At 65.3% G+C, this 26,000-nt stretch carries 21 protein-coding genes; 11 read left to right on the top strand and 10 right to left on the bottom strand.

Annotated elements, in window-relative coordinates; genetic code table 11:
* Window positions 1–28 precede the first annotated feature (28 nt).
* Both gltB and ACVJ19_RS07815 read left to right on the top strand, forming a co-directional pair.
* A complete protein-coding gene (gene gltB, locus ACVJ19_RS07810) occupies window positions 29–4,762 on the top strand; it encodes a glutamate synthase large subunit (protein WP_453949493.1) in 4,734 nt (1,577 codons plus the stop codon).
* A 161-nt stretch (window positions 4,763–4,923) separates the two neighbouring features.
* Window positions 4,924–6,375, top strand: a complete 1,452-nt coding sequence (locus ACVJ19_RS07815) for a glutamate synthase subunit beta (protein WP_453949492.1) — start codon at window positions 4,924–4,926, stop codon at window positions 6,373–6,375.
* 178 nt (window positions 6,376–6,553) lie between these two features.
* Here ACVJ19_RS07815 and ACVJ19_RS07820 read toward each other — a convergent pair whose 3' ends face one another.
* On the bottom strand, window positions 6,554–8,296 hold the full coding sequence (locus ACVJ19_RS07820; RefSeq protein WP_453949491.1) for an outer membrane beta-barrel protein: 1,743 nt from the start codon (window positions 8,294–8,296) through the stop codon (window positions 6,554–6,556).
* Between the two features lie 194 nt (window positions 8,297–8,490).
* Here ACVJ19_RS07820 and ACVJ19_RS07825 point away from each other — a divergent pair, with 194 nt between their 5' ends.
* Window positions 8,491–9,498: a KpsF/GutQ family sugar-phosphate isomerase gene (locus ACVJ19_RS07825; protein ID WP_453949490.1), complete on the top strand. Its 1,008-nt coding sequence runs from the start codon at window positions 8,491–8,493 to the stop codon at window positions 9,496–9,498.
* A 159-nt stretch (window positions 9,499–9,657) separates the two neighbouring features.
* Here the strand turns inward: ACVJ19_RS07825 and ACVJ19_RS07830 are convergent, their stop codons facing one another.
* Window positions 9,658–10,209, bottom strand: coding sequence for a carboxymuconolactone decarboxylase family protein (locus ACVJ19_RS07830; RefSeq protein WP_453949489.1), 552 nt, complete (start codon window positions 10,207–10,209; stop codon window positions 9,658–9,660).
* 71 nt (window positions 10,210–10,280) lie between these two features.
* Between ACVJ19_RS07830 and ACVJ19_RS07835 the strand changes: the two genes are divergently transcribed.
* A complete protein-coding gene (locus tag ACVJ19_RS07835) occupies window positions 10,281–10,607 on the top strand; it encodes a winged helix-turn-helix transcriptional regulator (RefSeq protein WP_453949487.1) in 327 nt (108 codons plus the stop codon).
* Window positions 10,608–11,023: 416 nt separating this feature from the next.
* Here ACVJ19_RS07835 and ACVJ19_RS07840 read toward each other — a convergent pair whose 3' ends face one another.
* The 4 genes from ACVJ19_RS07840 to hemH form a co-directional block, all read right to left on the bottom strand.
* Window positions 11,024–11,467, bottom strand: a complete 444-nt coding sequence (locus tag ACVJ19_RS07840; RefSeq protein ID WP_453949486.1) for an NfeD family protein — start codon at window positions 11,465–11,467, stop codon at window positions 11,024–11,026.
* Window positions 11,468–11,521: 54 nt separating this feature from the next.
* Complete coding sequence (locus ACVJ19_RS07845; RefSeq protein ID WP_453949485.1) at window positions 11,522–12,526, bottom strand: SPFH domain-containing protein; 1,005 nt, start codon at window positions 12,524–12,526, stop codon at window positions 11,522–11,524.
* Between the two features lie 241 nt (window positions 12,527–12,767).
* Window positions 12,768–13,745, bottom strand: coding sequence for an ABC transporter substrate-binding protein (locus ACVJ19_RS07850; RefSeq protein ID WP_453949483.1), 978 nt, complete (start codon window positions 13,743–13,745; stop codon window positions 12,768–12,770).
* Window positions 13,746–13,756: 11 nt separating this feature from the next.
* The gene (gene hemH / locus ACVJ19_RS07855) at window positions 13,757–14,794 is read right to left on the bottom strand and encodes a ferrochelatase (RefSeq protein WP_453949482.1); all 1,038 of its coding nucleotides are present in this window, start codon (window positions 14,792–14,794) and stop codon (window positions 13,757–13,759) included.
* Between the two features lie 83 nt (window positions 14,795–14,877).
* Between hemH and ACVJ19_RS07860 the strand changes: the two genes are divergently transcribed.
* A complete protein-coding gene (locus ACVJ19_RS07860) occupies window positions 14,878–15,276 on the top strand; it encodes an MAPEG family protein (protein WP_453949481.1) in 399 nt (132 codons plus the stop codon).
* Window positions 15,277–15,283: 7 nt separating this feature from the next.
* Here the strand turns inward: ACVJ19_RS07860 and ACVJ19_RS07865 are convergent, their stop codons facing one another.
* The 4 genes from ACVJ19_RS07865 to ACVJ19_RS07880 all read right to left on the bottom strand — a co-directional run bounded on the left by ACVJ19_RS07865 (window position 15,284) and on the right by ACVJ19_RS07880 (window position 19,826).
* Complete coding sequence (locus ACVJ19_RS07865) at window positions 15,284–15,721, bottom strand: acyl-CoA thioesterase (RefSeq protein WP_453949480.1); 438 nt, start codon at window positions 15,719–15,721, stop codon at window positions 15,284–15,286.
* Window positions 15,722–15,979: 258 nt separating this feature from the next.
* Window positions 15,980–17,110 carry a nickel/cobalt transporter gene (locus tag ACVJ19_RS07870; RefSeq protein WP_453949479.1) on the bottom strand — a complete coding sequence of 377 codons (1,131 nt, stop codon included), beginning with the start codon at window positions 17,108–17,110 and terminating at the stop codon, window positions 15,980–15,982.
* Window positions 17,107–17,745, bottom strand: coding sequence for a DUF1007 family protein (locus ACVJ19_RS07875; protein ID WP_453949478.1), 639 nt, complete (start codon window positions 17,743–17,745; stop codon window positions 17,107–17,109). The genes ACVJ19_RS07870 and ACVJ19_RS07875 overlap by 4 nt, the downstream gene beginning before the upstream one ends.
* Complete coding sequence (locus ACVJ19_RS07880) at window positions 17,745–19,826, bottom strand: M3 family metallopeptidase (RefSeq protein ID WP_453949477.1); 2,082 nt, start codon at window positions 19,824–19,826, stop codon at window positions 17,745–17,747. The genes ACVJ19_RS07875 and ACVJ19_RS07880 overlap by 1 nt, the downstream gene beginning before the upstream one ends.
* 137 nt (window positions 19,827–19,963) lie before the next feature.
* Between ACVJ19_RS07880 and ACVJ19_RS07885 the strand changes: the two genes are divergently transcribed.
* The 6 genes from ACVJ19_RS07885 to ACVJ19_RS07910 all read left to right on the top strand — a co-directional run bounded on the left by ACVJ19_RS07885 (window position 19,964) and on the right by ACVJ19_RS07910 (window position 25,817).
* Window positions 19,964–20,218, top strand: a complete 255-nt coding sequence (locus tag ACVJ19_RS07885) for a hypothetical protein (RefSeq protein WP_045004054.1) — start codon at window positions 19,964–19,966, stop codon at window positions 20,216–20,218.
* A gap of 674 nt (window positions 20,219–20,892) precedes the next feature.
* Window positions 20,893–22,035 (top strand): type III PLP-dependent enzyme, encoded by a 1,143-nt coding sequence (locus ACVJ19_RS07890; RefSeq protein WP_453949476.1) that lies wholly within the window; start codon window positions 20,893–20,895, stop codon window positions 22,033–22,035.
* Between the two features lie 134 nt (window positions 22,036–22,169).
* Window positions 22,170–22,757 (top strand): GNAT family N-acetyltransferase, encoded by a 588-nt coding sequence (locus tag ACVJ19_RS07895; protein WP_453949475.1) that lies wholly within the window; start codon window positions 22,170–22,172, stop codon window positions 22,755–22,757.
* Between the two features lie 145 nt (window positions 22,758–22,902).
* Window positions 22,903–23,859: an IS481 family transposase gene (locus ACVJ19_RS07900; RefSeq protein ID WP_453948050.1), complete on the top strand. Its 957-nt coding sequence runs from the start codon at window positions 22,903–22,905 to the stop codon at window positions 23,857–23,859.
* 78 nt (window positions 23,860–23,937) lie between these two features.
* Window positions 23,938–24,327, top strand: a complete 390-nt coding sequence (locus ACVJ19_RS07905) for a RidA family protein (RefSeq protein ID WP_453949474.1) — start codon at window positions 23,938–23,940, stop codon at window positions 24,325–24,327.
* Between the two features lie 47 nt (window positions 24,328–24,374).
* Window positions 24,375–25,817 (top strand): homospermidine synthase, encoded by a 1,443-nt coding sequence (locus ACVJ19_RS07910; RefSeq protein ID WP_453949473.1) that lies wholly within the window; start codon window positions 24,375–24,377, stop codon window positions 25,815–25,817.
* The last annotated feature ends 183 nt before the right edge of the window (window positions 25,818–26,000 follow it).

Genomic DNA, 26,000 nt, shown 5'->3' on the forward strand with positions numbered 1-26,000 from the left:
AGCTTGCCGCATGGAGAGGATTGGAACAATGAACGGGTCGCAATTCGAGCGCGCAAACATCGTGGCAGAAGAGCTGTCGGCGACGGTCGCCTCGAAAACGACCGACCCGATTCAGGAGCACAATTCGCGGCCCAAAGCCGAAGGCCTGTACGATCCGAGCCTTGAGAAGGACTCTTGCGGCGTCGGCTTCATCGCCAACATCAAGGGCAAGAAGTCGCGCGAGATCGTCGCGGACGCGCTCAGCATCCTCTGCAACCTCGAGCATCGCGGCGCTGTCGGCGCCGACCCGCGCGCCGGTGACGGCGCCGGCATCCTGGTGCAGATCCCGCACGCCTTCTTCAGCCGCAAGGCCGGGGAGATCGGCTTCACGCTGCCGGCGCCGGGCGAATATGCCATCGGCGCGCTGTTCATGCCGCGCGACACCGCCTGGCGCAACGTCATCAAGAGCATCATCGGCGACCAGATCAAGGAGGAGGGCCTGACCCTGCTCGGCTGGCGCGACGTCCCGACCGACAATTCTTCGCTCGGCGTCACCGTGAAGCCGACCGAGCCCGCCTGCATGCAGGTGTTCATCGGCCGCAACGGCGTCGCCAAGACCGAGGACGAGTTCGAGCGCCGGCTCTACATCCTGCGCAAGTCGATCTCGCAGGCGATCTACCAGCGGCGCGACCGCGGCCTCGCCGGCTATTACCCGTGCTCGATGTCCTGCCGCACCGTGATCTACAAGGGCATGTTCCTCGCCGACCAGCTCGGCAAGTACTATCCCGACCTGCACGAGAAGGATTTCGAGAGCGCGCTCGCGCTGGTCCACCAGCGCTTCTCGACCAACACCTTCCCGGCGTGGTCGCTGGCGCATCCCTATCGCATGATCGCGCATAACGGCGAGATCAACACGCTGCGCGGCAACGTCAACTGGATGGCGGCGCGCCAGGCCTCGGTGAGCTCCGAGCTCTACGGCAAGGACATCAACCGGCTCTGGCCGATCTCCTATGAAGGCCAGTCGGACACCGCCTGCTTCGACAACGCGCTCGAATTCCTGGTGCAGGGCGGCTACTCGCTGCCGCACGCCGTCATGATGATGATTCCGGAGGCGTGGGCCGGCAATCCCTTGATGGATGAGAAGCGCCGCGCCTTCTACGAATATCATGCCGCGCTGATGGAGCCGTGGGACGGCCCCGCCGCGATCGCCTTCACCGACGGCCGCCAGATCGGCGCCACGCTCGACCGCAACGGCCTGCGACCGGCGCGCTATCTCGTGACCAAGGACGACCGCATCGTCATGGCGTCCGAGATGGGCGTGCTGACGATCCCCGAGGACCAGATCATCACCAAGTGGCGCCTGCAGCCCGGCAAGATGCTGCTGGTCGACCTCGAGCAGGGCCGCCTGATCCCCGACGACGAGATCAAGGCCGAGCTCGCCAAGAGCCATCCCTACAAAGAGTGGCTGGAGCGGACCCAGATCGTGCTGGAAGAGCTGCCGAAGGTGCCGACCACCGGCGTGCGCTCGAACCTGTCGCTGCTCGATCGCCAGCAGGCGTTCGGCTACAGCCAGGAAGACATCACCATCCTGATGACGCCGATGGCGGCCACCGGCGAGGAAGCCGCGGGCTCGATGGGCAACGACACGCCGATCTCGGCGCTGTCGGACAAGGCCAAGCCGCTGTTCACCTACTTCAAGCAGAACTTCGCGCAGGTCACCAACCCGCCGATCGACCCGATCCGCGAGGAGCTGGTGATGAGCCTCGTCTCCATCATCGGACCGCGGCCGAACCTGTTCGACCTGCAGGGCCTGGCCACGACCAAGCGCCTCGAAGTGCGCCAGCCGATCCTGACCGACGCGGATCTGGAAAAGATCCGCTCGATCTCTGATGTGGCCGAGTCGCACTTCAAGTCGCGGACGCTGGACACCACCTTCCACGCCGGTCTCGGCGCGGCCGGCATGGACCAGGTGCTCGACGAGCTCTGCGCGCGTGCGGAAAGCGCGGTGCGCGAGGGCGTCAACATCATCATCCTGTCCGACCGCATGGTCGGCACCGACCGCGTGCCGATCCCGGCACTGCTCGCCTGCGCCGCCGTGCATCATCATCTGATCCGCGTCGGACTGCGCACCTCGGTCGGTCTCGTCGTCGAATCCGGCGAGCCGCGCGAAGTGCATCACTTCGCCTGCCTTGCCGGCTACGGCGCCGAAGCGATCAATCCTTACCTCGCGTTCGAGACCATCATCGCGATGAAGGACCGCCTGCCCGGCTCGCTCGACGACTACGAGATCGTCAAGCGCTACATCAAGTCGATCGGCAAGGGCCTGCTCAAGGTGATGTCCAAGATGGGCATCTCGACCTACCAGTCCTATTGCGGCGCGCAGATCTTTGACGCGGTCGGCCTCAAGGCGGACTTCGTGTCGAAGTTCTTCGCCGGCACGCACACGCGCGTCGAGGGTGTCGGTCTCGCCGAGATCGCGGAAGAAGCCGTGCGCCGCCATGCCGACGCGTTCGGCGAGGCGCTGGTCTACAAGGGCGCGCTCGACGTCGGCGGCGAATATGCCTATCGCAGCCGCGGCGAGGACCATGCCTGGACCGCCGAGTCGGTGTCGCTGCTGCAGCACGCCGCGCGCGGCAATTCGCAGGAGCGCTACCGCGCCTTCGCCAAGATCCTCAACGAGCAGTCGGAGCGTCTCTTGACGCTGCGCGGCCTGTTCCGGATCAAGAACGCCGAGGAAGAGAAGCGCAAGCCGATCCCGCTCGACCAGGTCGAGCCGGCCAAGGACATCGTCAAGCGTTTCGCCACGGGTGCGATGAGCTTCGGCTCGATCTCGCGCGAGGCGCACACCACGCTGGCGATCGCCATGAACCGGATCGGCGGCAAGTCGAACACCGGCGAAGGCGGCGAGGAAGCCGACCGCTTCAAGCCGATGCCGAACGGCGATTCCATGCGTTCGGCGATCAAGCAGGTCGCCTCGGGCCGCTTCGGCGTCACCACGGAGTATCTCGTCAACTCCGACATGATGCAGATCAAGATGGCGCAGGGCGCCAAGCCCGGCGAAGGCGGCCAGCTGCCCGGCCACAAGGTCGACGCCACCATCGCCAAGGTCCGGCACTCGACGCCGGGCGTCGGCCTGATCTCGCCGCCGCCGCACCACGACATCTACTCGATCGAGGATCTGGCGCAGCTCATCTACGACCTCAAGAACGTCAACCCGACGGGCGACGTCTCGGTCAAGCTCGTCTCCGAGATCGGCGTCGGCACGGTCGCGGCGGGCGTCGCCAAGGCGCGCGCCGACCACGTCACCATCGCGGGCTTCGAGGGCGGCACCGGCGCTTCGCCGCTGACCTCGATCAAGCACGCCGGCAGCCCCTGGGAAATCGGCCTCGCCGAAACCCACCAGACGCTGGTGCGCGAGCGGCTGCGCAGCCGCATCGTGGTCCAGGTCGACGGCGGCTTCCGCACCGGCCGTGACGTCGTGATCGGCGCGCTGCTCGGCGCCGACGAGTTCGGCTTCGCCACCGCGCCGCTGATCGCGGCCGGCTGCATCATGATGCGCAAGTGCCATCTCAACACCTGCCCGGTCGGCGTCGCCACCCAGGACCCCGTCCTGCGCAAGCGCTTCACCGGCCAGCCCGAGCACGTCATCAACTACTTCTTCTTCGTCGCCGAGGAAGTCCGCGAGATCATGGCTTCGCTCGGCTTCCGCACCTTCAACGAGATGGTCGGCCAGGTGCAGCTGCTCGACCAGACCAGGCTGGTTGCGCACTGGAAGGCCAAGGGCCTCGACTTCTCGAAGCTGTTCGTCAAGCAGAAGGAAGAGAAGGGCCAGAAGATCTATCACTCCGAGCGCCAGAACCATCATCTGGAGGCGGTGCTCGACCGCACTCTGATCGAGAAGGCAACGCCTGCGCTCGACCGCGGCGCGCCGGTGAAGATCGAGGCCACGATCAACAGCACCAACCGCTCCGCCGGTGCGATGCTGTCGGGCGCGGTCGCCAAGATCTACGGCCATGCCGGCCTGCCGCAGGACACCATCCACGTCAGCCTCAAGGGCACTGCCGGCCAGGCCTTCGGCGCGTGGCTTGCCAATGGCGTCACCTTCGAGCTCGAAGGTGAAGCCAACGACTATGTCGGCAAGGGCCTCTCGGGCGGCAAGATCATCGTCAAGCCGCCTGCCAACAGCGGCATCGTGCCGGAAGAGAGCATCATCGTCGGCAACACCGTGATGTACGGCGCGATCCAGGGCGAGTGCTACTTCCACGGCGTCGCCGGCGAGCGTTTCGCCGTGCGTAACTCCGGCGCGGTCGCGGTCGTCGAAGGCGCCGGCGATCATTGCTGCGAATACATGACCGGCGGCATCGTGGTCGTGCTCGGCAAGACCGGGCGCAACTTCGCGGCCGGCATGTCCGGCGGCATCGCCTATGTGCTCGATGAGACCGGCGGCTTCGACAAGCTGTGCAATCTCAGCATGGTCGAGCTCGAGCCGGTCTTGTCGGAAGAGCTGATCAACGCCGGCACCTATAACCACGCCGGTGACCTCGAGGCGCACGGCCGGGTCGACGTGTTCAAGAACCTGCTCGCCTCCGACGTCGAGCGGCTGCACGTCCTGATCACGCGCCACGCCAAGGCGACCGGCTCCAAGCGCGCCACCGAGATCCTTGCCAACTGGAAGGATTGGCTGCCCAAATTCCGCAAGGTGATGCCGGTCGAGTACCGGCGCGCGCTGCGCGAAATGGCCGCCAACGCGGACGCCGAGCCGAAAATCGCGATCGGGGCGTAAGGACTAAAGCCCTCATGGTGACGAGGCGCGATAGCTGCGTCTCGAACCATGAGACCACCATCCGGGCCTCCATCCTTCGAGACGCGGCGCGAACAGTGCGCCGCTCCTCAGGATGAGGAGTGAGAGAACAAACGAATTAAGCGTCAGGGACTTCGGGTTTAATGGGCAAGATCACGGGTTTTCTGGAAATCGAACGGCACGACCGCAAGTACACCCCGGTCGCCGAGCGCGTGAAGCATTACAACGAGTTCGTCGTTCCCTTGAGCGAGAAGGAAGTGCGCGACCAGGCCGCGCGCTGCATGAATTGCGGCATTCCCTATTGCCACGGCACCGGCTCGGTCGCGCCGGGCACGCCCGGCTGCCCGGTCAACAACCAGATCCCCGACTGGAACGACCTCGTCTATCAGGGCAATTGGGAAGAGGCCTCGCGCAACCTGCACTCGACCAACAATTTCCCTGAATTCACCGGTCGCATTTGCCCGGCGCCGTGCGAGGCGTCCTGCACGCTCAACATCGACGACAACCCGGTCACCATCAAGACCATCGAATGCGCGATCGTCGACCGCGCCTGGGACAATGGCTGGCTGAAGCCGGAAGTGGCCGCGGAGAAGACCGGCAAGAAGGTCGCCGTGATCGGTTCGGGTCCGGCCGGCATGGCCTGCGCCCAGCAGCTCGCGCGCGCCGGCCACGACGTGCATCTGTTCGAGAAGTACGCCAAGGCCGGCGGCCTGCTGCGTTACGGCATTCCCGACTTCAAGATGGAGAAGGGCGTCATCGACCGCCGCGTCAAGCAGATGGAAGGCGAAGGCGTCACCTTCCACTACAACAGCCATGTCGGCGCAGAGGGCAATGTCGATCCGCGCGAGATGCTCAACGAGTATGACGCAGTAGCGCTGACCGGCGGCGCGGAAGCCCCGCGCGACCTGCCGATCCCCGGCCGCGATCTCGCCGGCATCCACTACGCCATGGACTTCCTGCCGCAGCAGAACCGCCGCGTCTCCAGCGAGCCGCTGAACGGCATCTCCGAGATCCTCGCCAATGGCAAGCATGTCGTCGTCATCGGCGGCGGCGACACCGGTTCGGACTGCATCGGCACCTCGCTGCGCCAGGGCGCGCTCTCGGTGACCCAGCTCGAGATCATGCCCGCCCCGCCCGAGCGCGAGAACAAGGGCGTGACCTGGCCGAACTGGCCGCTGAAGATGCGCACCTCCTCCAGCCAGGCCGAAGGTGCGATTCGCGAATACGCCGTGCTGACCCAAAAGTTCACCGGCGAGAACGGCCAAGTGAAAAAGCTGCACTGCGTGCGCGTCGACGACAAGTTCAAGCCGATCGCCGGCAGCGAGTTCGAGCTCGATGCCGAGCTCGTCCTGCTCGCGATGGGTTTTGTGCACCCCGTGCACGAGGGTCTCTTGAAGCTGCTCTCGGTCGAGCTCGACCCGCGCGGCAACGTCAAGGCCAACACGCTCGACTACCAGACCTCGCGCCCGAACGTGTTCACCGCCGGCGACATGCGCCGTGGGCAATCGCTGGTGGTGTGGGCGATCCGTGAAGGGCGGCTGTGCGCCCGGTCGATCGACACGTTCCTGATGGGGAAGACGGATCTGCCGCGGTAATCTCCGCTGTCGTCCTGGCGAAAGCCAGGACCCATACCGCGGAATCTATCGATGGCAGTCGGTCGTAGTAACGAACTGCGAGCCTTCGCCAAACTACTCCCTGGGGTAATGGGTCCTGGCTTTCGCCAGGACGACACCCGTGGTTTGGCTACACCGGCGCGTACGATCAGGCGGCGGTTTAATTCTGCAGCCTCACCCCGACCATCACCACCGTGCCCTGCGAGCTCGATCCCGCCTGGTTCGAATCCAGGATGTCGTGGCGCAGCGTGCCCTTGATCCAGACGTTGCGGTTGAGCTTGTAGATCAGATTGCCTTCGAGCGAGTAGGTTTTGTCGTTGCGGTTCTGGTTCTGGTAATCGTACGTGCCGTAGGTGAACTTGCCTATTGCGGTGAGCCAGCGGCGGAAGTCGTGATCGACTTCGGCGGCATAGGTGTGCACGAGCACGCCGGATGAGCCGGGGACCGTGGTCTCGTTGATCTGCGTGTCGGTGAAGAATTTCACCGTGGTGAGGCCGCTCGCATTCCAGATCAGCGAGCCCGCGGTGAGGAAGCCGGAGAGCTGGCTGAGGCGCGGATCGACATAGTTGCGCGCCGAATAGCCGACCGAGATCTCGCCGGTGAGGATGCGCGAGAACTCGAAGGACGAGCCGACCTTGGCATAGCCGCCGTTCGAATCGCGGAAATAGCCGTTGCGGTCGGCGGCCTGGTCGTGGACGCGGGTGTCGCCCTGGATCTCGACGAACGGCTTCAGCCCCGGCTTCAGATCGTAGGAGAAGCGCCCGACGCCGCCATACTGGTTGAAGTTGCGGTCGTCATTGCTGAAGGTCGAGCCGTCGGTGAGCTTTGAATCGGTGTAGGCGGTGCGATCCACGGTGGCGCCGGCGGCGACCTGGAAGCGGTTGAAGGTCTGGTCGAAGCCGATCGTCGTGCCGTAGGTGGCATAGACCGGATATTTCTGCAGGCCGGCCTGCACGTTGGGGCTGCCGGGATTGTCGGTGGCGAGCCGCAGGCGCAGCTGCGAGGTCAGCTTGAGATCCCGGCTGACGTCGACGCGCCCGTCAACATGGCCGGTGAAGTCGGGGCGATCGATCTCGACCGGCGATGGCGAGGCAAAGCCGTTGATCGTCGCCGGCATGTTGTTGGTGTAGCCCGAGAACGAGCCGCGCAAATCCGCGACCAGCGCGTGGCGCTCCCAGTCGGACGCGACAAGGAGATCAGGCGCGACGACATAGACCGGCGAGCCGACCGGCTTGTTCAGGCGCGCCGGATTGGTGTCGTAGCCGGTCGAGAGCTCGAGCCCGCCCTTGATCAGAAAACTGCCGGCGTAATCGCCGACCGCGCCGAACGGATCCTCGTCCAGCTTGAGGCGGCGACGCAGCGGCTGGCCGGGCACGTTGCCGGCCATGGCCGGCGGCACGGGCGTCTTGTGCGCGGCCTCGGACGGCGGCGGCGCGATGCGCGGCGGGCCCAGCGTCCTGACCGGCGTTGCCGGTGGCGGCGGCGAGCCAGGGCCGAGCGGGCGCTTCGGCTTGGCCTGGCCGGGATAGAGTTTTGGCTGCTGCCGCTTGCGGTTCAGCGAGTCGTAGCCGGAGCCGCTGGCGCCATTGGCAGCCGGCAGGCCGTAGGTCGGCACCTGGCCGACACGGGAGGTTGCCGGCGCCTGCTGGCTCTTGCGCGGATCGGCATTGGGATCGGGCAGCGCCGGCAGCGCATCCGACGGTGCCTGCGGCACGGCCGCCGTGCGGCGCGTCGGCAGCGTATCGGGCGAGGCGAAGCCGCCGCGGTTGGGATTGAACAGGTCGGGCGTGAGGCTCTGGGCCGGCGCCGGGGCGCTATCGAAGGCCGTCAGCGCGAGGCACGGCAAAGCGGCGCGCAGGAAATGCGCGCGTTTGCTCCGGCCCATGCCTGGAGACGACCCCACGATGGAATAACTCCAACGAAATCAAACACTTTCAAGACGGCCTCCGACCGGCTGGCGGGAACCCATCGTTAATGGAGTTAAAACAATTATGGTTAATGACCGGTTGAGGGCATAAGGGCTCTCGTCGCCTCAAGAGCCGCGGCGTGCTAAGCAGGCGCCAACGGGCGAACGCCCCTTCCTCCCTGGACCTGAGCATGCCGAGTTCGAAACCGCTGATGACCCAATCATCCGGCTCCATCCCCGATAGCGTCGAATCCGCGCTCCGCACGCTGGAGACGGAGAGCGGCGGCATCAACGCCCTCGCCGCTGCCCTGCGCGGCCCGCTGGGCGCGACCTTCGCGAGGGCGGTCGACCTGATCCGCAACGCCAAGGGCCGCGTCATCGTCACCGGGCTCGGCAAGTCCGGGCACATGGCGCGCAAGATCGCGGCGACGCTGGCCTCGACCGGCACGCCGGCCTTCTTCGTCCACACGGCGGAAGCCGCACATGGCGACCTCGGCATGATCACCGCCGACGACGTCATCATGGCGCTGTCCTGGTCCGGCGAGCAGCCGGAGATGAAGACCCTCGTGAACTATTCGGCGCGGTTCGCGATCCCGATGATCGCGGTGACCTCGAACGCTTCGTCCTCGCTCGGCCAGGCCGCCGACATCGTGATCGAACTGCCCAAGGCCCGCGAGGCCTGCCCGCACAATCTGGCACCGACCACCTCGACCATGATGCAGGTGGCGATCGGCGATGCCATCGCGATCGCGCTGCTGGAAGGCCGCGGCTTCACCGCGCTGGAGTTCGCGCATTTCCATCCCGGCGGCAAGCTCGGCGCGATGCTGAAATTCGTCCGCGACTACATGCGCACCGGTGCCGAGATCCCGCTCAAGCCTGAAGGCACCAAGATGTCGGACGCCGTGGTCGAGATGTCGGCCAAGGGCCTCGGCTGCGTCTGCATCGTCAACGACGCGGATGAGGCTGTCGGCATCATCACCGACGGCGATTTGCGCCGCCACATGCGGCCCGACCTTCTGACGGCGACGGTCGACGAGATCATGACGAAGCAGCCGAAGTCCGTGCCGCCTTCGATGCTGGCGAGCGAGATGATCGAGGTGCTGAACACCCGCAAGATCACGACGCTGCTGGTGACCGAGGCGAACAAGGTGGTAGGCATCGTACACCTGCACGATCTGCTGCGCGCGGGTGTGGCGTAGGACTCTCCACTCGTCATTGCGAGCGCAGCGAAGCAATCCAGAAGACCCTCACCCTGAGGAGCGCGCCCCTTCGCGCTCGTCTCGAAGGGCGAGGCCACCAGCCGGGCCTTCATCCTTCGAGACGCGCGAAGACGCGCTCCTCAGGATGAGGATTGAAGGCTACGCCGGAAACCGCGCGGCGTTCTCCTCCAGCGGCAGCCGCAGCCCGTTCGCCAGATACGACGCCGTGCGATAGAAGCCGCACAAGAGCATGATCTCCAGAATCTGCGCCTCGTCGTAGTGCGCTGCGAGCGCGGCGAATTCCTCGTCGCTCAACGTCGCGCGGTGATGCAGCGCGTCGACGGCCGCGATCAGTGCCTGCTCGGCCGGTGACCAGCAGGCCGACGTCGCATCGCCCTGCACCGTGGCACGCACCTCGTCCTCGCTGAGCTTTGCCGGCCCGGCAAAAATCGCGACATGCACGCCCCATTCATATTCGCATCGGTTGAGCGCGCAGGTGCGATCGATGACGATCTCGCGATCGCGGAGCGACAGCGGCCCGGGATCGAGCAGTCCGCCGGCGCGGAACTTGTCCCAGGCGCGGGCGTGGCCCGCCATCACCCGGAACAGCGCCAGCGGCGGCGCGCCGCGCATGATGCGGTCGAACTGTGCCTGGATCTCCGGGGGATAAGGCGGCGTGAGCGGGGCAATGCGCGGTATGGCTTCGGACACGGGCCGACTCCTTTGCTACATTTATCGTAGCAATACGCTACATTATCTGTAGCATGATTCAAGAGGCGACGATGGCGAAACAGGCTGTCTCAAAGACACGCAGCGTCCGCGGCTCGCGCACAGGCCGGCCGATCATGGTGCTGCTCGACCTGCTCGGCCGGCGCTGGGCCTTGCGGATATTATGGGAGTTACGCGAAGACTCCCTCACCTCCCGCGCACTACGCACTGCCTGCGACGAGGCTTCGCCCACCGTGCTGCAAACGCGGCTGACGGAGCTGCGCGAAGCGGGCTTCGTGGAGCTGGGCGACGGCGGAGGCTACGGGCTGACGGCGCTGGGGCGAGAGCTGTGCGAGACGTTCATGCCGCTGCACCGGTTTGCGGAGAGGTGGAAGCGGTAGGGTTTTCTCTTACCCTCCCCTGGAGGGGCCCTGGAGGGGGAGGGTCGCTGCGCATGAAGCGAAGCACAATGCGTAGCGGGGTGGGGTGACAGTCTCTCCACCGATGCGCTGCCCGAGCGGAGAGATCACCCCACCCCGCTCGCGCTGCGCGCGATCGACCCTCCCCCTCCAGGGCAGGGCCATCGCATATGAGCTGGTGGGGCCTGAGCAAGCGCCTCGTCCTTCGAGACGACCGCTCCGCGGTCTCCTCAGGATGAGGCTGACCGGCAGCTTTGGCTGCCGAATTGCCGCCACGTACTCTGTCCTCATCCTGAGGGCCCGCCGGAGGCGGGCGTCTCGAAGGATGGCCGCAGGCGAGCTTCCCGCCACGCTCTCCTCATATGCGATAGCCCTACCCTCCAGGGGAGGGTAAGAGACTACGCCGCCGCGACCGTCAAATTCGCGCCGTCGACCTGCACCACCTTGACCCGCGTCCCCGCTGGCGTATCCGGGCCCGCCACGCGCCACACCGTGTCGCCGATGCGCACGGTGCCGCTGCCGTCGATGATCGGCCTCTCCAGCGTGAACTCGCGCCCGAGCAGCGCTTCGGTGCGCTTGTTGAGGAACGGGCTTGCGCTTTCGTCGGGCTTCGGCCGCGCGAGGCGGCGCCAGACGGGCACGGCGGCTACCGCGAAGACCGCAAACATCACGAGCTGGATCTGCCAGGACAGATGGACGGCGAACGAGATCAGGCCCACCAGCAGTGCCGCGAGCCCGAGCCAGAACAGGAAGACGCCCGGTGCGAGCGTCTCCAGCGCCATCAGGATGAAGCCGAAGATCAGCCAGTTCCAGGTGCCGAGCGATACGAACATGTCGGTCATGACACGACCTCTGAATATTGGCGCATGCCCTTGTCGCAAGGCATGCGCCGGTGACTATCCCTGCCGCGGCGGCACCACCGGCGGCGTGCCGCCGGTCGGCGGCACCGAGCCGGGCCGGCGCGCGGCTGCTGCCGCGGACGCCGCGCTTTCGCCGAACGTCGCCTTGGCGATCTCGCCGATGCCGGCGAGCGAGCCGAGCATGCTCGTCGCCTCCATCGGCAGCATGATGATCTTCTGGTTCGGCGCGTCGGCGAACTGGCCGAATGCCTTGATATATTTGTCGGCGATGAAATAGTTCAACGCGGCGATGTCGCCCTTGGAAATGGCTTCCGACACCGCCTGCGTCGCCTTGGCTTCGGCCTCGGCCAGACGCTCGCGCGCCTCGGCGTCGCGGAAGGCGGCCTCGCGGCGGCCTTCGGCCTGGAGGATCTGGCCCTGCTTGGCGCCCTCGGCGCGCAGGATTTCGGACTGGCGCTGGCCTTCGGCGGCGAGAATGTCGGCGCGCTTGACGCGCTCGGCCTTCATCTGCCGGCCCATCGCCTCGACGAGGTCGGCCGGCGGCACGATGTCCTTGATCTCGATGCGGTTGACCTTGACGCCCCAGGGCGAGACCGCGGCGTCGACGACGCGGAGCAGGCGCTCGTTGATCTCGTCACGGTGCGACAGCACCTGATCGAGATCCATCGAGCCCATCACCGAGCGGATGTTGGTCATGGTCAGGACCGTGATCGCCTGGTTGAGGTTGGCGACCTCGTAGCTCGCCTTGGCGGCATCGAACACCTGGAAGAAGGCGACGCCGTCGACCGTCACCGTGGCGTTGTCCTTGGTGATGACCTCCTGCTCGGGGATGTCGATCACCTGCTCCATCATGTTGATCTTGCGTCCGACGCGATCGAAATAGGGCACGATCAGGTTGAGCCCGGGGCTCAGCGTCTGGGTGTATTTGCCGAACCGCTCGATGGTCCAGTCATAGCCCTGCGGCACCGTCTTCACGCCGGCAAGCAGCGTGACGATGACGAGCAAGACCAGAACAATCGCGAAAATATCGAAACCGCTCATAGCTCCTCCAAGGCGGAAAAGAAGCCGGGAAAAGGCCCTTTCCGGCGCTGTCATTGGTCGGGATCACGACCCTACCGGTTCAGCGGTCGCAATTCACGTCGGTATCGGCGCAATTCCACACAAGACGTCGAAGGAGAGAACGATCACGATATGTATTTGCGGCGGGCTCTTGAAAGCGTGCAGGCGCAGACCTACGAGCGGAAGTTAACGAATTCGGGCGAGGCGTCTGTCACGAACGGGTTCATTCAATCACGTCATTCGCAATTGCGAGCAGGCCCGGCGAAAGCGTGACGCCGAGCGCTCTCGCCGCCTTGAGGTTGATCACCAGCTCGAACTTGGTGGGGTTCTGGACCGGCAGGTCGGCCGCCTGCGCGCCCTTGAGGATGCGGTCGATGTAGCCCGCGGCGCGCCGGAGCTGCTCGGCGCTGTCGGTGCTGTAGGACATCAGCCCGCCCTCCTCGACGAAGGTACGGCTCCAGAACACCGCCGGCACGCGCGCCTGGCCGATCGCCCCAAGCAGATGCGCGCGGTTGGCCATGGTGAAGAAATCCGGCAGGATCAGCAGGCCGCCGTCCTGCCGCGACGCCAGCGCCGCGATCGAGGCGGTGTCATGGACCGGCGCGGGCTCGACCGTGACGTGAAGCGTCCGTGCGGCGTCCTCGATCGTGCGCAGCATCAGGGGCGCGAACGGCGCGGTGGCGGGATTGTAGACGACGAAGACGCGGGACACTTTCGGCGTGACCTGCGTCAGCATCTCCAGCCATTTGCCGGCCAGTGGACCGTCGTAATCGGTGAAGCCGGTGATATTGCCGCCGGGATGCGCGAGATTCTGGACAAAGCCCTGGCTGACGGGGTCGGTGACCACGGCGAACACGATCGGGATCGTTGTTGTGCGCTGGCGCAGCTCTTCGACCGAGGGCGTACCGACTGCGAGCAGGATGTCGGGCTTTAGCGCGATCAGCTCGTCGGCGAGCCGCGCGATCCGCGTCCGGTCGCCCGCGCCACTGCGCCAATAGATCCTGAGATTGTCACGCTCTTTCCAGCCGTGGGCCGCAAGCGCCTCGACCAGAATCGTACTACGCGTCTGCCCGATCGCATCGTCGGCGGCGGTGACCGAGAGCACGCCGAGCCGCCGCGCGGCATCCGGCTGCTGGGCCTGCACTGATGACGGCAGCGCCACGATCATCCCAAGAAGCGCCAGTAGCTCGCGGCGGTTCATGGGAGATACCATCAGATCCAGCCCTGAAGCTCGCGCAGCACCAGGGTGCGGATCACGTCCATACCTGATACGCTGTCGTTGAGACAGGGAATCGCGGAAAATTGCTCGCCGCCATTGTGCTTGAAGATCTCGGCGTTCTCCTGCGCGATCTCCTCCAGCGTCTCGAGGCAGTCGGCGGAGAAGCCCGGCGTCACCACCGCGATGCGGCGCACGCCTTCCTTGCCGAGCCGCTCCATGGTCTTGTCGGTATAGGGCTGGAGCCACTCGTCATTGCCGAAGCGCGATTGGAAGGTCAGCAGCAGTTTTGTTGCGTCCATGCCGAGCCGGCGGCGCAGTGCCTCGGTGGTGGCGATGCAATGCTGTTGATAGGGATCGCCCTTGTCGACATAGGATTTCGGCATGCCGTGGAAGGAGGCGACGATCAGCTCGGGCTGGAACGGGAGCGTTGCCAGATGCGTCTCGATCGAGGTCGCGAGCGCCTCGATATAGGCTTCATCCTCGTAGTAAGGCGGCGTCACCCGCAGCGTCGGCTGGTTGCGAAGCTGCGCGAGCACCCGAAACACTTCGTCGCAGACCGTCGCCGAGGTTGAGGCCGAATATTGCGGATAGAGCGGTACGGCGAGAATGCGCTCGCAGCCCTTCGCGACCAGCGCGTCGATGCCCGAGCTGATCGAGGGATTGCCGTAGCGCATCGCCCAGTTGACGACGACGTGATCGCGGTCCGACAGCGCGGCCGCGAGCTTGTCGCTTTGCGAGCGCGTAATGGTCTTCAGCGGGGACTCGTTCTTCTCGGTGTTCCAGATCTTGCGGTAGTCGAGCGCCTTGGTGCGCGGACGGCTGCGCAGGATGATGCCGTTCAGCACCAGCTTCCAGATCAGACCCTGGTCCTCGATGACGCGGGCGTCCGAGAGGAACTCTTTCAGGTAGACCCGGACGCCGGGAGCGTCGGCCGTATCGGGCGTGCCGAGATTGATCAGGAGCACGCCGACGCGCGGCAGGGCGGATCGGGTGGCCGGCTTCGCAGTCTCGAGGGGGGCGACGCTGTTCATGGCTGGTTGGGTCGCGCGTTGGTCCGAACTTGTCAAGATGAGGGCGGTTTCGCTAGGGTCGCACCCAAGCGGGGGGAGGGACGATGACGCTCGCGGAATGGTGCGTATTCGGGGCGCTGCTGCTCTACCTGTCCACGATCGCCTCGATCAAATGGATCAGGTTTCGCCGCTTCGACAATTCACGGCCGCGCGATCCCGCCTTCTATGAGGACGCCATCGCGCAGCGTGCCCTTGGCGCCCACCAGAACGGCATCGAGACCTTCCCGTTCTTCGCCTTCGCGGTGCTGCTCGCCGAATTCAGGGACTCGCCGCAGCGGCTGATCGACGAGCTCGCCGCGCTGTTCCTGATCGTGCGGATCGCCTATGTGCTGACCTATCTCGGCAACCGCCCGACGCTGCGCTCGATCCTCTGGACCATCGGCTTTGCGATCAATCTCGGCATTTTTTTCATGCCGATGCTGAAGCGGTTTTTGCCGGTGTGAGACGGCTTCACGCCGACAGATGGCGCTCCCGCGTGGCGATCAGGTCGCGGATCCATGCCGGGATCGGCACCGGCCGATGGGTCTCCTGATTGGTGTAGACCCACACGATCTCGCCGGTCACCAGCGCATCCGCGTCACCTTTCCGGAAAATGGCAAGCTCGAAGACGAGGCTCGAATTGCCGATCCGCGCCACGCGCGCGCCGACGTCGAGCTCCCAGTCGAACCTAACAGGCGCCTTGTATTCGATCAGCGACTTCACGACATGAAAATCGATGCCGCTCGCCTTTGCGTCCGCATACTGGTCGTAGCCCAGTGCGCGGAAATATTCGGTGATGGTGGTGTCGAAATAGGTCAGGTAATGCGCGTTGAAGACGACGCCCTGGCCGTCGATCTCGGAATAGCGCACCCGGAACGGGTGAAAGAACCAGAAGTTTTCGCGCGACATGGAATCCCCCGACCGGACATTCTTGTTGGCTTGACCGACTGAATAGCGGACGAGATGAAGTTCGCAAAGCGGTCGCTCTCGTGTCCCGGACGCGGTGCAGCGCCATAGCGCGTCGAAGACGCGCGTGAACGCGCTTATGGCGCTGCTCCGCAGAGCCGGGACCCAGAAGGCCACACGCGACCATACGGCGAGATGGGCCCCGGCTCAGCAGCGCACCGCAAGGGCGCTGCGCTGCGTCCGGGGCACGGAGAGCTTAGCTCAGAAACACGTCGTCCGTTCGGCCGCGATGTAGCCGAACAAGAGGCCCACGCCGAACAGCAGCACGAGGGCGGCGGCGCCGAATTCGATGCCGCGCATGAACAGCGCACCGCCGCCGTCGCGGCCGGCGCTGAGGCGCTGCGCGACGTCCTTGGCGGAGACGGCGACGACCGCGATGGCCGCGACCGTGATCGCGGTGCCGAGCCCCATCAGGAAGGTCGCGGCAATGCCGGCCCAGAACAGACCCTGGGCGAGCGCGAACACCAGCACCAGGATCGCGCCCGAGCAGGGGCGGATGCCGACGGTGAGGATCGCGGCGAACCCGCGCCGCCAGCCGCCGGGACCGGCGAGCTCGCTCGGGGTGGGCCCATGGGAATGGCCGCAATGCTCGTCATGGACGTGATCATGCCCGTGGTGGTCATGGTCGTGCGCATGGGCATGAGCATGATCGTGGTGATGATGATCGTGCTCATGATGATCATGCGCGTCGCGATGATGGTGATGGCCGTGATCATGATGATCATGCGGCACGCCCGCCATCGCCGGCACCGGCTGGGCCGCCTGCAGCGCGCGGAGGAAGGTGCGGCCCTTGACCCAGACGAGGCGCAGGCCGAACAGCGCGATCAGGGCATAGCTCGCGATCTCGATCACCCCTTCCGCCTTGCACATGGTCTTGGCGGTCGCATTCAGGATCCAGGCCGAGATGCCGACGATCAGGATCGCCACCAGCGACTGCATCAGCGCCGAGGCAAAGGACAGCGCGATGCCGCGTCGCGCGGTCTCGCGGTTGGCGACGAGATAAGAGGCGATGACCGCCTTGCCGTGGCCGGGACCGGCGGCGTGGAAGATGCCATAGGCGAACGAGATGAACAGCAGCGTCCACACCGCCGAGCCGTCGGACTTCGCGGCGCGGATGGTCGACGACATCTGCCGATAGAATTCCGACTGCTTTGCCAGCAGCCAGCCGATGAGGCCGCTGGCCTCGGGTTCGGCCGCCTGCGCGGGACGCGGTGCGCCAAAGGGGTTTTGCGCGAGCAGATCGTGAAGCGCGGCATCGGCCACGATTACGACCAGCAGAACGGCCACGCAGGCGGTCAGCCCGCGCGTGAGCGGGGAGAGATGCTGCTTCAAGGGCAATCCACCGTGATCTTGTTGGCGAACATCATGCCGAAATTGCTGTTCTCGCCGTTCAGGAAGGTCTGCTCGTTGAGCTTCTGAGCGGTGGCCGAGCCGTCGCTGGGACGGTCGAGCTTCATCTGGCAGCCTGCGGGCGCACCGACCAGCTTGACCGGATTGTCCTTGGCCATCTGGAAGTCGATGAAGAAGGAGCGGTCGAACACTTCGAGCACCAGCTGCCTGGGCTTGACCGGGTTCTTCAGCGGCAGCGTGAAGTGCAGGGTCAGGACCGTGTCCTTGTAGTCGAGGAAATAGTCGACCGGCTCCTGGAAACGCTCCTTCTTGCCGTCGGCTTTTGCGAAGGTGAAATAGGCGTATTCCTTCAGCGACTCGACATTGGTCTGCGCCAGCGGCCCGAGCTCCTCGCGGGTATAGGCACCCTTGGTCTTGCTCTCGAGCCCCTGCACCGCATAGGCCGAGAACATGTCGTCAAACGTCCAGGCGTGGCGGACGCCGGTGATGCTGCCGTCCGCAGCGTAGAGCAACTCGCTGGTCGCGGTGATCCAGACATGGGGATGCGCGCTCGCCGCACCGGCCACGAGCGTGAGGCCGGCGGCGAGCAGCCATCCGAACAGGCGGCGCATGCTCATCAGGCCGCCTTGGCGTCGTCGAGCAGGCCGCGGCGGCGGAGCAGCGCGTCGGGCTCCGGCGGGCGGCCGCGGAAGGCCTCGTAGGCGGCCTCCGGATCGACCGATCCGCCGCTCGAATAGATGTCGTCATGCAGGCGCTTGGCCACGGCAGGATCGAAGATATCGCCGGCCTCCTCGAACGCGCCGAAGGCGTCGGCGTCCATCACCTCGGACCACATGTAGCTGTAATAGCCGGCGGCATAGTGGTCGCCGGTGAAGATGTGACCGAACTGCGTGGGACGGTGACGCAGCGCAATCTCCTCGGGCATGCCGATCTTCTCCAGCTCCTTTTTCTCGAAGGCGCGGACATCCTGCGCGGCTGCGGCCGGCTGGGTGTGGAATTCGAGATCGACCAGCGCCGAGGAGACGAACTCGACCGTGGCAAAGCCCTGGTTGAATTTTCGCGCGGCCAGGAAGCGCTGGAGCAGGTCGTCGGGCAGCGGCTCACCGGTCTGGTAGTGACGGGCGAACTTCTGGAGCACCTCGGGCCGCTCCTGCCAGTGCTCGTAGAGCTGGGACGGCAGCTCGACGAAGTCGGTGAACACCGAGGTGCCCGACAGCGAGGGATAGGTCACGTTGGAGAGCATGCCGTGCAGGCCGTGGCCGAACTCGTGGAACAGGGTGCGGGCATCGTCGGGCGACAGCAGCGAGGGCTCGCCGTCGGCGCCCTTGGCGAAATTGCAGATGTTGAGAACCAGCGGCGCGACGTCGCCGTCGAGCTTCTGCTGGTCGCGCAGCGAGGTCATCCAGGCGCCGGAGCGCTTCGACGGCCGGGCGAAGTAGTCGCCGTAGAACAGCGCCTTGTGCTTGCCGTCCGGCCCCTTCATCTCCCAGACCCGGACGTCCGGGTGCCAGACCGGGACGTCCTTGCGCTCCTCGAAGGTGACGCCGAACAGGCGCGTGGCGCAGTCGAAGGCGGCGGCGATCATGTGATCGAGACCGAGATACGGCTTGATCGCGGAATCGTCGAAATTGGCCCGCTGCAGGCGCAGCTTCTCGGCGTAGAAGCGCCAGTCCCAGGGGGCGAGCTTGAAATTGCCGCCCTCTTCCGTGATCAGCGCCTGCATCTCGTCGCGGTCGGCGAGCGCCCGGGCGCGGGCCGGCTTCCAGACCCGCTCCAAAAGGCTCCGCACCGCATCCGGCGTCTTGGCCATGGAATCCTCGAGCCGGTAGGCGGCGTAGGTCGGATAGCCCAGGAGGTTGGCGCTCTCCTCACGCAGCTTCAGGACCTCGACGATGGTCGTGTTGTTGTCGTTGGCATTGCCGTTGTCGCCGCGCGCGATGAAGGCCTTGTAGACCTTCTCGCGCAGGTCGCGCCGGGCCGAGCTCTTCAGGAACGTCTCGACCGAGGAGCGCGACAGCGTGACGATGGCCTTGCCGGCCATGCCGCGCTCTTCCGCCGCAGCCCTGGCGGCGGCAACAAAGCTCTCCGGCAGGCCCTGGCGATCGGCCTCCCCGAGCTCCATGAACCAGTCCTGCTCGTCGCCGAGCAGATGATGGCTGAAGCCGGTGCCGAGCTGGGCCAGCCGCTCGTTGATCTCGGCCATCCGCACCTTGGCCTCTTCGGAGAGGCCGGCGCCGGCGCGGTGGAAGCGGGTGTAGGTGCGCTCCAGCAGGCGGAGCTGCTCGGGCGAAAGACCGAGCGAGGTGCGGTTCTCGTGCAGCTGGGCGATGCGACCAAACAGCACGGCGTTCATCATGATCGGATTCCAGTGCCGCGCCATCCGCAGGGAGACCTCCTTGTCGATCTCCAGGATAGCCGGGTTGGAATGCGCCGAGACGAGGTCGTAGAACACCGCCGCGACCTTGCTCAGCAGCTTGCCGGAGCGCTCCAGCGCCGTGATGGTGTTGGCGAAGTCGGGCGCCGCGGGATCGTTGGTGATCGCCGCGATCTCGGCGGAATGATCGGCGAAGGCCTGCTCGAAGGCCGGCAGGAAGTGCTCCGGCTTGAACTCGTCGAAGGGCGGGGTCGCAAACGGCGTCACCCAGGCCTTCAGCAGCGGATTGGTCCCGGAGTCCGTGGTTTGGCGGGGTTCTGACATCGCAAGTCCCGGTTTTTGTGGCTCGATTGCTGCGGCCAGCTATAGCACGCGATGGGGCTTTTTTGGGCCATTTGGCCTTGCTCCCGGCCGCCTTTTCGGGGAGATTGCGGCCCTCGAAGTCAGGACCCCTGAGCCCCATGAACGCGCCTTCTTCCTCGTCCCGCCAGATCGTCTGGCCCAGCGTCATCACCGTCATCAGCGCCGCGATCCTGATCGGCGCGGAGGTGTTCGGCGCGGCCTTTGCCGGCGGCTGGGCGCTCGCGATCCTGTTTGGTCTCGGCGATCAAGGCGCCCACATCCTGCAGGCCGTGCTATTCGCGCTCGGCGTACTCGTGATGACCGCCTTCATCCGTGCCGCTCAACGCGTCGAGCCCTTCACGAAGCGCGGCTGACGCTTCACGCGCGTGAGCAACACGCGCAGCGCAGCGAAAACTTAACGCTCGTTCATCTTCAGCGTCGCTCGCGCAACAGCGCGCAAGCAGACGTTAGGCAATTCTGTCCGCAGCCTAAAAAAATTCTTGCGAACCAGAGTCAAAACGCTTATGTGCGGTCTTGCCCAATTTCGCACGTGCCTGTGGTCGTGTGTCAGTCGGTAGGTATCCGGACAAGAGGCCGGACAGCCGCCAAGGGGTGAAGAAGCCGAGGGGCTCTTCGGAAGTGCGGAAGTCGAGGACTGAGAAGTCGAGCGACCGAAGCAAACCCGGAGCGTCCAGCATCTCTCTCAAAGAGATGCCATGTCGAAGGTGACTTCGCTCTTTGCAACCGTGACTGGCAGCCGGAGGCGAACCGGCGCACCCCGCTCTCAACGGGGGACGCGACTTAAAGCAACGACGGATCGGGCTTTTTTGGTCTCTACCGGCATTCCAACGCCGGCGCGGGCTACTGAAAAGGCTTGTCCTTCATTGCCAGGTGAGCGGGCGGGAATCTCTCCCAACCAATCCACGGCAGCACAGTCTGGTTTGAGTCTTTTGGCCTCAACGCGCCTCCATCGCGCGATGTGGTCGAAGCACTCTCATCAGACGTCACGTTGATACGGCTCCCGTCGCTGGGACCGTTGGAGAGTGCCATGACCGAACGTATCCAGGAATTCCTGCGCAACCGCCGCAACGAAGGCCTCGACACCGAGCCGTGCCTCGTCGTCGACCTCGAGGTCGTGCGCGACAATTACCAGAGCTTCGCCAAGGCGCTGCCCGACAGCCGCGTGTTCTACGCCGTCAAGGCGAACCCGGCGCCGGAAGTGCTGGCCCTGCTGGCGTCCATGGGCTCCTGCTTCGACACCGCGACGGTCGCCGAGATCGAGATGGCGCTGGCCGCGGGTGCGACGCCCGACCGCATCTCCTTCGGCAACACGATCAAGAAGGAGCGCGACATCGCGCGCGCCTTCGCGCTCGGCATCCGGCTGTTCGCGGTCGACTGCGTCCCCGAGGTCGAGAAGGTCGCCCGCGCCGCCCCCGGCGCGAAGGTGTTCTGCCGCATCCTCTATGACTGCGCCGGCGCCGAGTGGCCGCTGTCGCGCAAGTTCGGCTGCGACCCGGAGATGGCCGTCGATGTGCTCGACGTCGCCAAGCGCCTGGGCCTCGAGCCGTGCGGCATCTCCTTCCATGTCGGCTCGCAGCAGCGAAAGGTGAAGGCGTGGGACCGTGCGCTGGCGATGGCCTCGCAGGTGTTCCGCGACTGCGCCGAGCGCGGCATCAACCTCTCCATGGTCAACATGGGCGGTGGCTTCCCGACCAAGTACCTGAAGGACGTGCCGCCGGTCGTGACCTATGGCCGCTCGATCTTCCGCGCGCTGCGCAAGCACTTCGGCAACCAGATTCCGGAGACCATCATCGAGCCGGGCCGCGGCATGGTGGGTAACGCCGGCATCATCGAATCCGAGGTCGTGCTCATCTCGAAGAAGAGCGACGAGGACGAGGTGCGCTGGGTCTACCTGGACATCGGCAAGTTCGGCGGTCTCGCCGAGACGATGGACGAGTCGATCCGTTACGCCATCCGCACCCGTCACGACGGCGCGGACATGACGCCGTGCGTGCTCGCGGGTCCGACCTGCGACAGCGCCGACGTGCTGTACGAGAAGAACCCGTATCCGCTCCCCGTCACGCTCGAGATCGGCGACAAGGTGCTGATCGAAGGCACCGGGGCCTATACGTCGACCTACTCGTCGGTGGCGTTCAACGGCATCCCGCCGCTGAAGACGTACCACATCTAAGCCGCCTCTCCTTTTCAGAGGCCTGACGAACCCGGGAGCCGGTCCGCCGGCTCCTCCCTGACATCTACGATTTCTGACGACGTCTTGAGCCGGCGTGCTGATCGCACGCCGGTTCAAGCGGGGACTGACGCGCCATGACTGCTTTTCGGAAGCCACAAGTCGCCCTCACTTCGAAAGCCGCTCCGTTCGCGATCCGTGCGGAACGTGCTGCCGACGTCGCCGCCCGTGAAGCGCTGCTGGATGCCTGCTTTGGCGAGAACCGCCATGACCGCACCTGCCAGCGCCTGCGCGACGGACGTGCACCTGCCGCCGGCCTTGCGCTGTCGGCTGTGCGCGAGGGGACACTCGTGGGAACCGTGCGGCTGTGGCACGTCAGCGCCGGAGGCAGGCCCGCTCTGGTCCTCGGACCGCTGGCGGTCGACCCTGCCTGCCGCGAGCTCGGGATCGGCGCCGCGCTGATGCATCAAGCGCTGGCCGCCGCCCGGGCGCGCGGGCATGCCGCCGTGATCCTGCTCGGCGATGCCCCCTATTACGCCCGCTTCGGCTTCTCGGCCGAGAAGACGGCCGAGCTCGCGCTGCCCGGCCCGTTCGAGCGCGACCGCCTGTTGGCGATCGAATTCGAGGCCGGCGCGCTCGACGGCGCCGACGGGATGATCGTCCCGACCGGCGCGGCCTTGCTCAAACGGAGGTCGGTTCGCGCCCTCCAGGCGCACGCGGCCTAACGGATCGCTCTCATAGCGAAGACCGAAGCCGCGTCGAGCGGCAACGCCCGGCCGCGCCTAGCTGTGGTCTCTCAGGAGGTTGTCCATCTGGTCTGAACCGAGGAAGCTGAGGTTGCGAAGCTTCAGTGTTCCAAGGAGAGACCAGATGAACGTGCACAAGAATGCGCCTTTGACGCCCAAAGGTCGAGAGGCGATGGTCCGAAGCGTGGTGCAAGGCGGGCTGAGCCAAGCTGGCGCGGCCGACCTGTTCAATACGACGCCGAAGACGGTCGCCAAATGGGTCAAGCGGTTCCGCGCGGAAGGTGTGGAGGGATTGCGTGATCGCTCCTCCAGGCCCCTTTCATCGCCAAGCCAAACCCCGGTCGCCACGTGCACCGCTGTGGAGGCGTTGCGCCGGCAGCGCCACACCGGCAAACAGATCGCTGCCGAGGTCGAGGTGTCACCGGCCACCGTCAGCCGCATCCTGCGCCGTTTGGGATTAAACCGGATACGCGACCTGGAGCCGGCCGAACCGGAGCGCCGCTATGAGCGCGAGACGCCCGGCGAGATGCTCCACATCGACATCAAAAAGCTCGGGCGTTTCGAGCGTGTGGGCCACCGCATCACCGGCGATCCGAGTGGTCCGAACAAGAGCCGTGGCGCTGGTTGGGATTTCGTCCACGTCTGCATTGACGACCATTCCCGCGTCGCGTTCTCCGAGATCAAGCCCGACGAGACCGCGGACAGTGCTGTTCCTTTTCTCAAGGCGGCTGTGGCTTATTACAAAAGCCTCGGCGTCACCGTCACGCGCGTCATGACCGACAATGGCAGTTGCTACCAGTCCTTCGCCTTCCGCGACGCTTGCCGGGACCTCGGCATCAAGCATATTCGCACCAAGCCCTATACACCCAGAACAAACGGCAAGGCCGAGCGCTTCATCCAAACCGCGCTTCGCGAATGGGCTTATGCCAAAGCCTATCCAACATCAGATCGGCGCGCCCAAGAGCTGCCGTTCTGGCTGCACCAATACAACTGGCACCGGCCCCACGGTGGTATAAAATCTCAAACGCCGATCAGCAGGCTCGGTTTGACCGAGGACAACCTCTTGAGGCTCCACACCTAGCCCGTTCCTTTGGGGTTGCGCAGGCGCCGGAAACGCCCTTTAACCCGGCGAAACACCCCTTCAGTCGAGGCCAGACCGATGTCCCGTCGCCTGATTTCCACCGGCTCTCCCCTCGAGAAGACCGTCGGCTACAGCCGCGCCGTGATCGACGGCGAGTTCGCCTTCGTCGCGGGAACCACCGGCTATGATTACACCACGATGACGATGCCGGCCGATGTCACGAGCCAGTCACGCAACTGCTTCAAGACCATCGCAGCTGCCCTGAAGGAGGGCGGTTTCGAGATGGCCGATATCGTCCGTGCGACCTATTACGTCACCGACGCCAGCTACATCGATGCCCACTTCGCCGTCTGCGGCGAGGTCCTCGGTGACATCAGGCCGGCTGCGACGTTGCTGGTCGTCACCGCTCTCGCCAAGCCCGAGATGAAGGTCGAGATCGAAGTCACCGCCAAGCGCCGCAGCGCCTGATCCACCCCTCACCATTGTCTGCCAGCACGTTCCGGAGAAACCATCCCATGAGCCCTCCCTCGCAGATCTACGCGAAGATCACCGGTCCCATCGTCATGGTCGGCTTCGGCTCCATCGGCAAAGGCACGCTGCCGATGATCGAGCGGCATCTCGATTACGACAAGTCGCGCGTCACCGTGATCGATCCCAAGGACGAGGGCCGCAAGGCGCATTGCGAGAAGCAGAATGTGCGCTTCATCCAGAAGGCCGTGACCAGGGACAATTACCGCGAATTGTTGACCCCGCTGCTCACCGAAGGCGGCGGCCAGGGCTTTTGTGTCAATCTCTCGGTCGATACCGGCTCGACCGACATCATGGAGCTCTGCAACGAGCTCGGCGCGCTCTACATCGACACCGTCAACGAGCCCTGGCTCGGCTTCTATTTCGACGCGACGAAGGGCCCGGAAGCGCGCTCCAACTATGCGCTGCGCGAAGTGACGCTGGCCGCCAAGCGGGCCCGCCCCGCGGGCTCGACCACGGCCGTCTCCTGCTGCGGCGCCAATCCCGGCATGGTCTCCTTCTTCGTCAAGCAGGCGCTGCTCAATGTCGCCGCCGACCTGAAGCTCAATGCCCCCCGGCCGAAGACCAGGGCCGAATGGGCGGACCTGATGCGGCAGGCCGGGATCAAGGGCATCCACATCGCCGAACGCGACACCCAGCGCGCGAAGAAGCCGAAAGAGCCTGACGTCTTCGTCAACACCTGGTCGGTGGAAGGTTTCCTGTCCGAGGGCATGCAGCCGTCGGAGCTCGGCTGGGGCACCCATGAGAAATGGATGCCCGAGAATGCGCATACCCACGAAGCCGGCTGCGGCGCCGCCATCTATCTGATGCAGCCCGGCGCCAACACGCGCGTGCGCACCTGGTGTCCGACCCGTGGCGCGCAGTACGGCTTCCTCGTCACCCACAACGAGTCGATCTCGATCTCCGATTACTTCACGGTGCGTGACGCATCGGGCAAGGCAATCTATCGGCCGACCTGTCACTATGCCTATCATCCGGCCGACGACGCCGTGCTGTCGCTGCACGAACTGTTCGGCCGCGCCGGAAAGATGCAGGAAAAGCACCACATCCTCGAAGAAGACGAGATCGTCGACGGCATCGACGAGCTCGGCGTGCTGCTGTTCGGCCACGACAACAACGCATACTGGTACGGCTCGCAGCTCTCGATCGAAGAGACCCGCGAGCTCGCGCCCTATCAGAACGCCACTGCCCTGCAAGTGACCTCCGCCGTGCTCGGCGGCATGGTGTGGGCGCTGGAAAACCCGAACCAAGGCATCGTCGAAGCCGACGAGATGGATTTCGATCGCCTGCTGGAAATCCAGCTGCCCTATCTCGGCCCGGTCAAGGGTTTCTACACCGACTGGACGCCGCTGACGGATCGCCCCGGACTGTTCCCGGAAGATATCGACACCAGCGATCCCTGGCAGTTCCGGAATATCCTGGTGCGGTGAGGGGCGCGATGCCTCCCGCCTCGCCCACCATTGTCATGCCCCGCGACCCGGCTACGCCAAGGCTCCGCCGGGGTTAAGGTCCAGGGGCGCCGAAGCTTTAGCGAAGGCGGCAGGCGGGGCATCCAGTACGCCGCGGCTTCTCCGTAGCCACTCACTGTCTCTGGAATACTGGATCCCCCGCCT

The sequence above is a fragment of the Bradyrhizobium sp. USDA 376 genome, assembly GCF_054063675.1.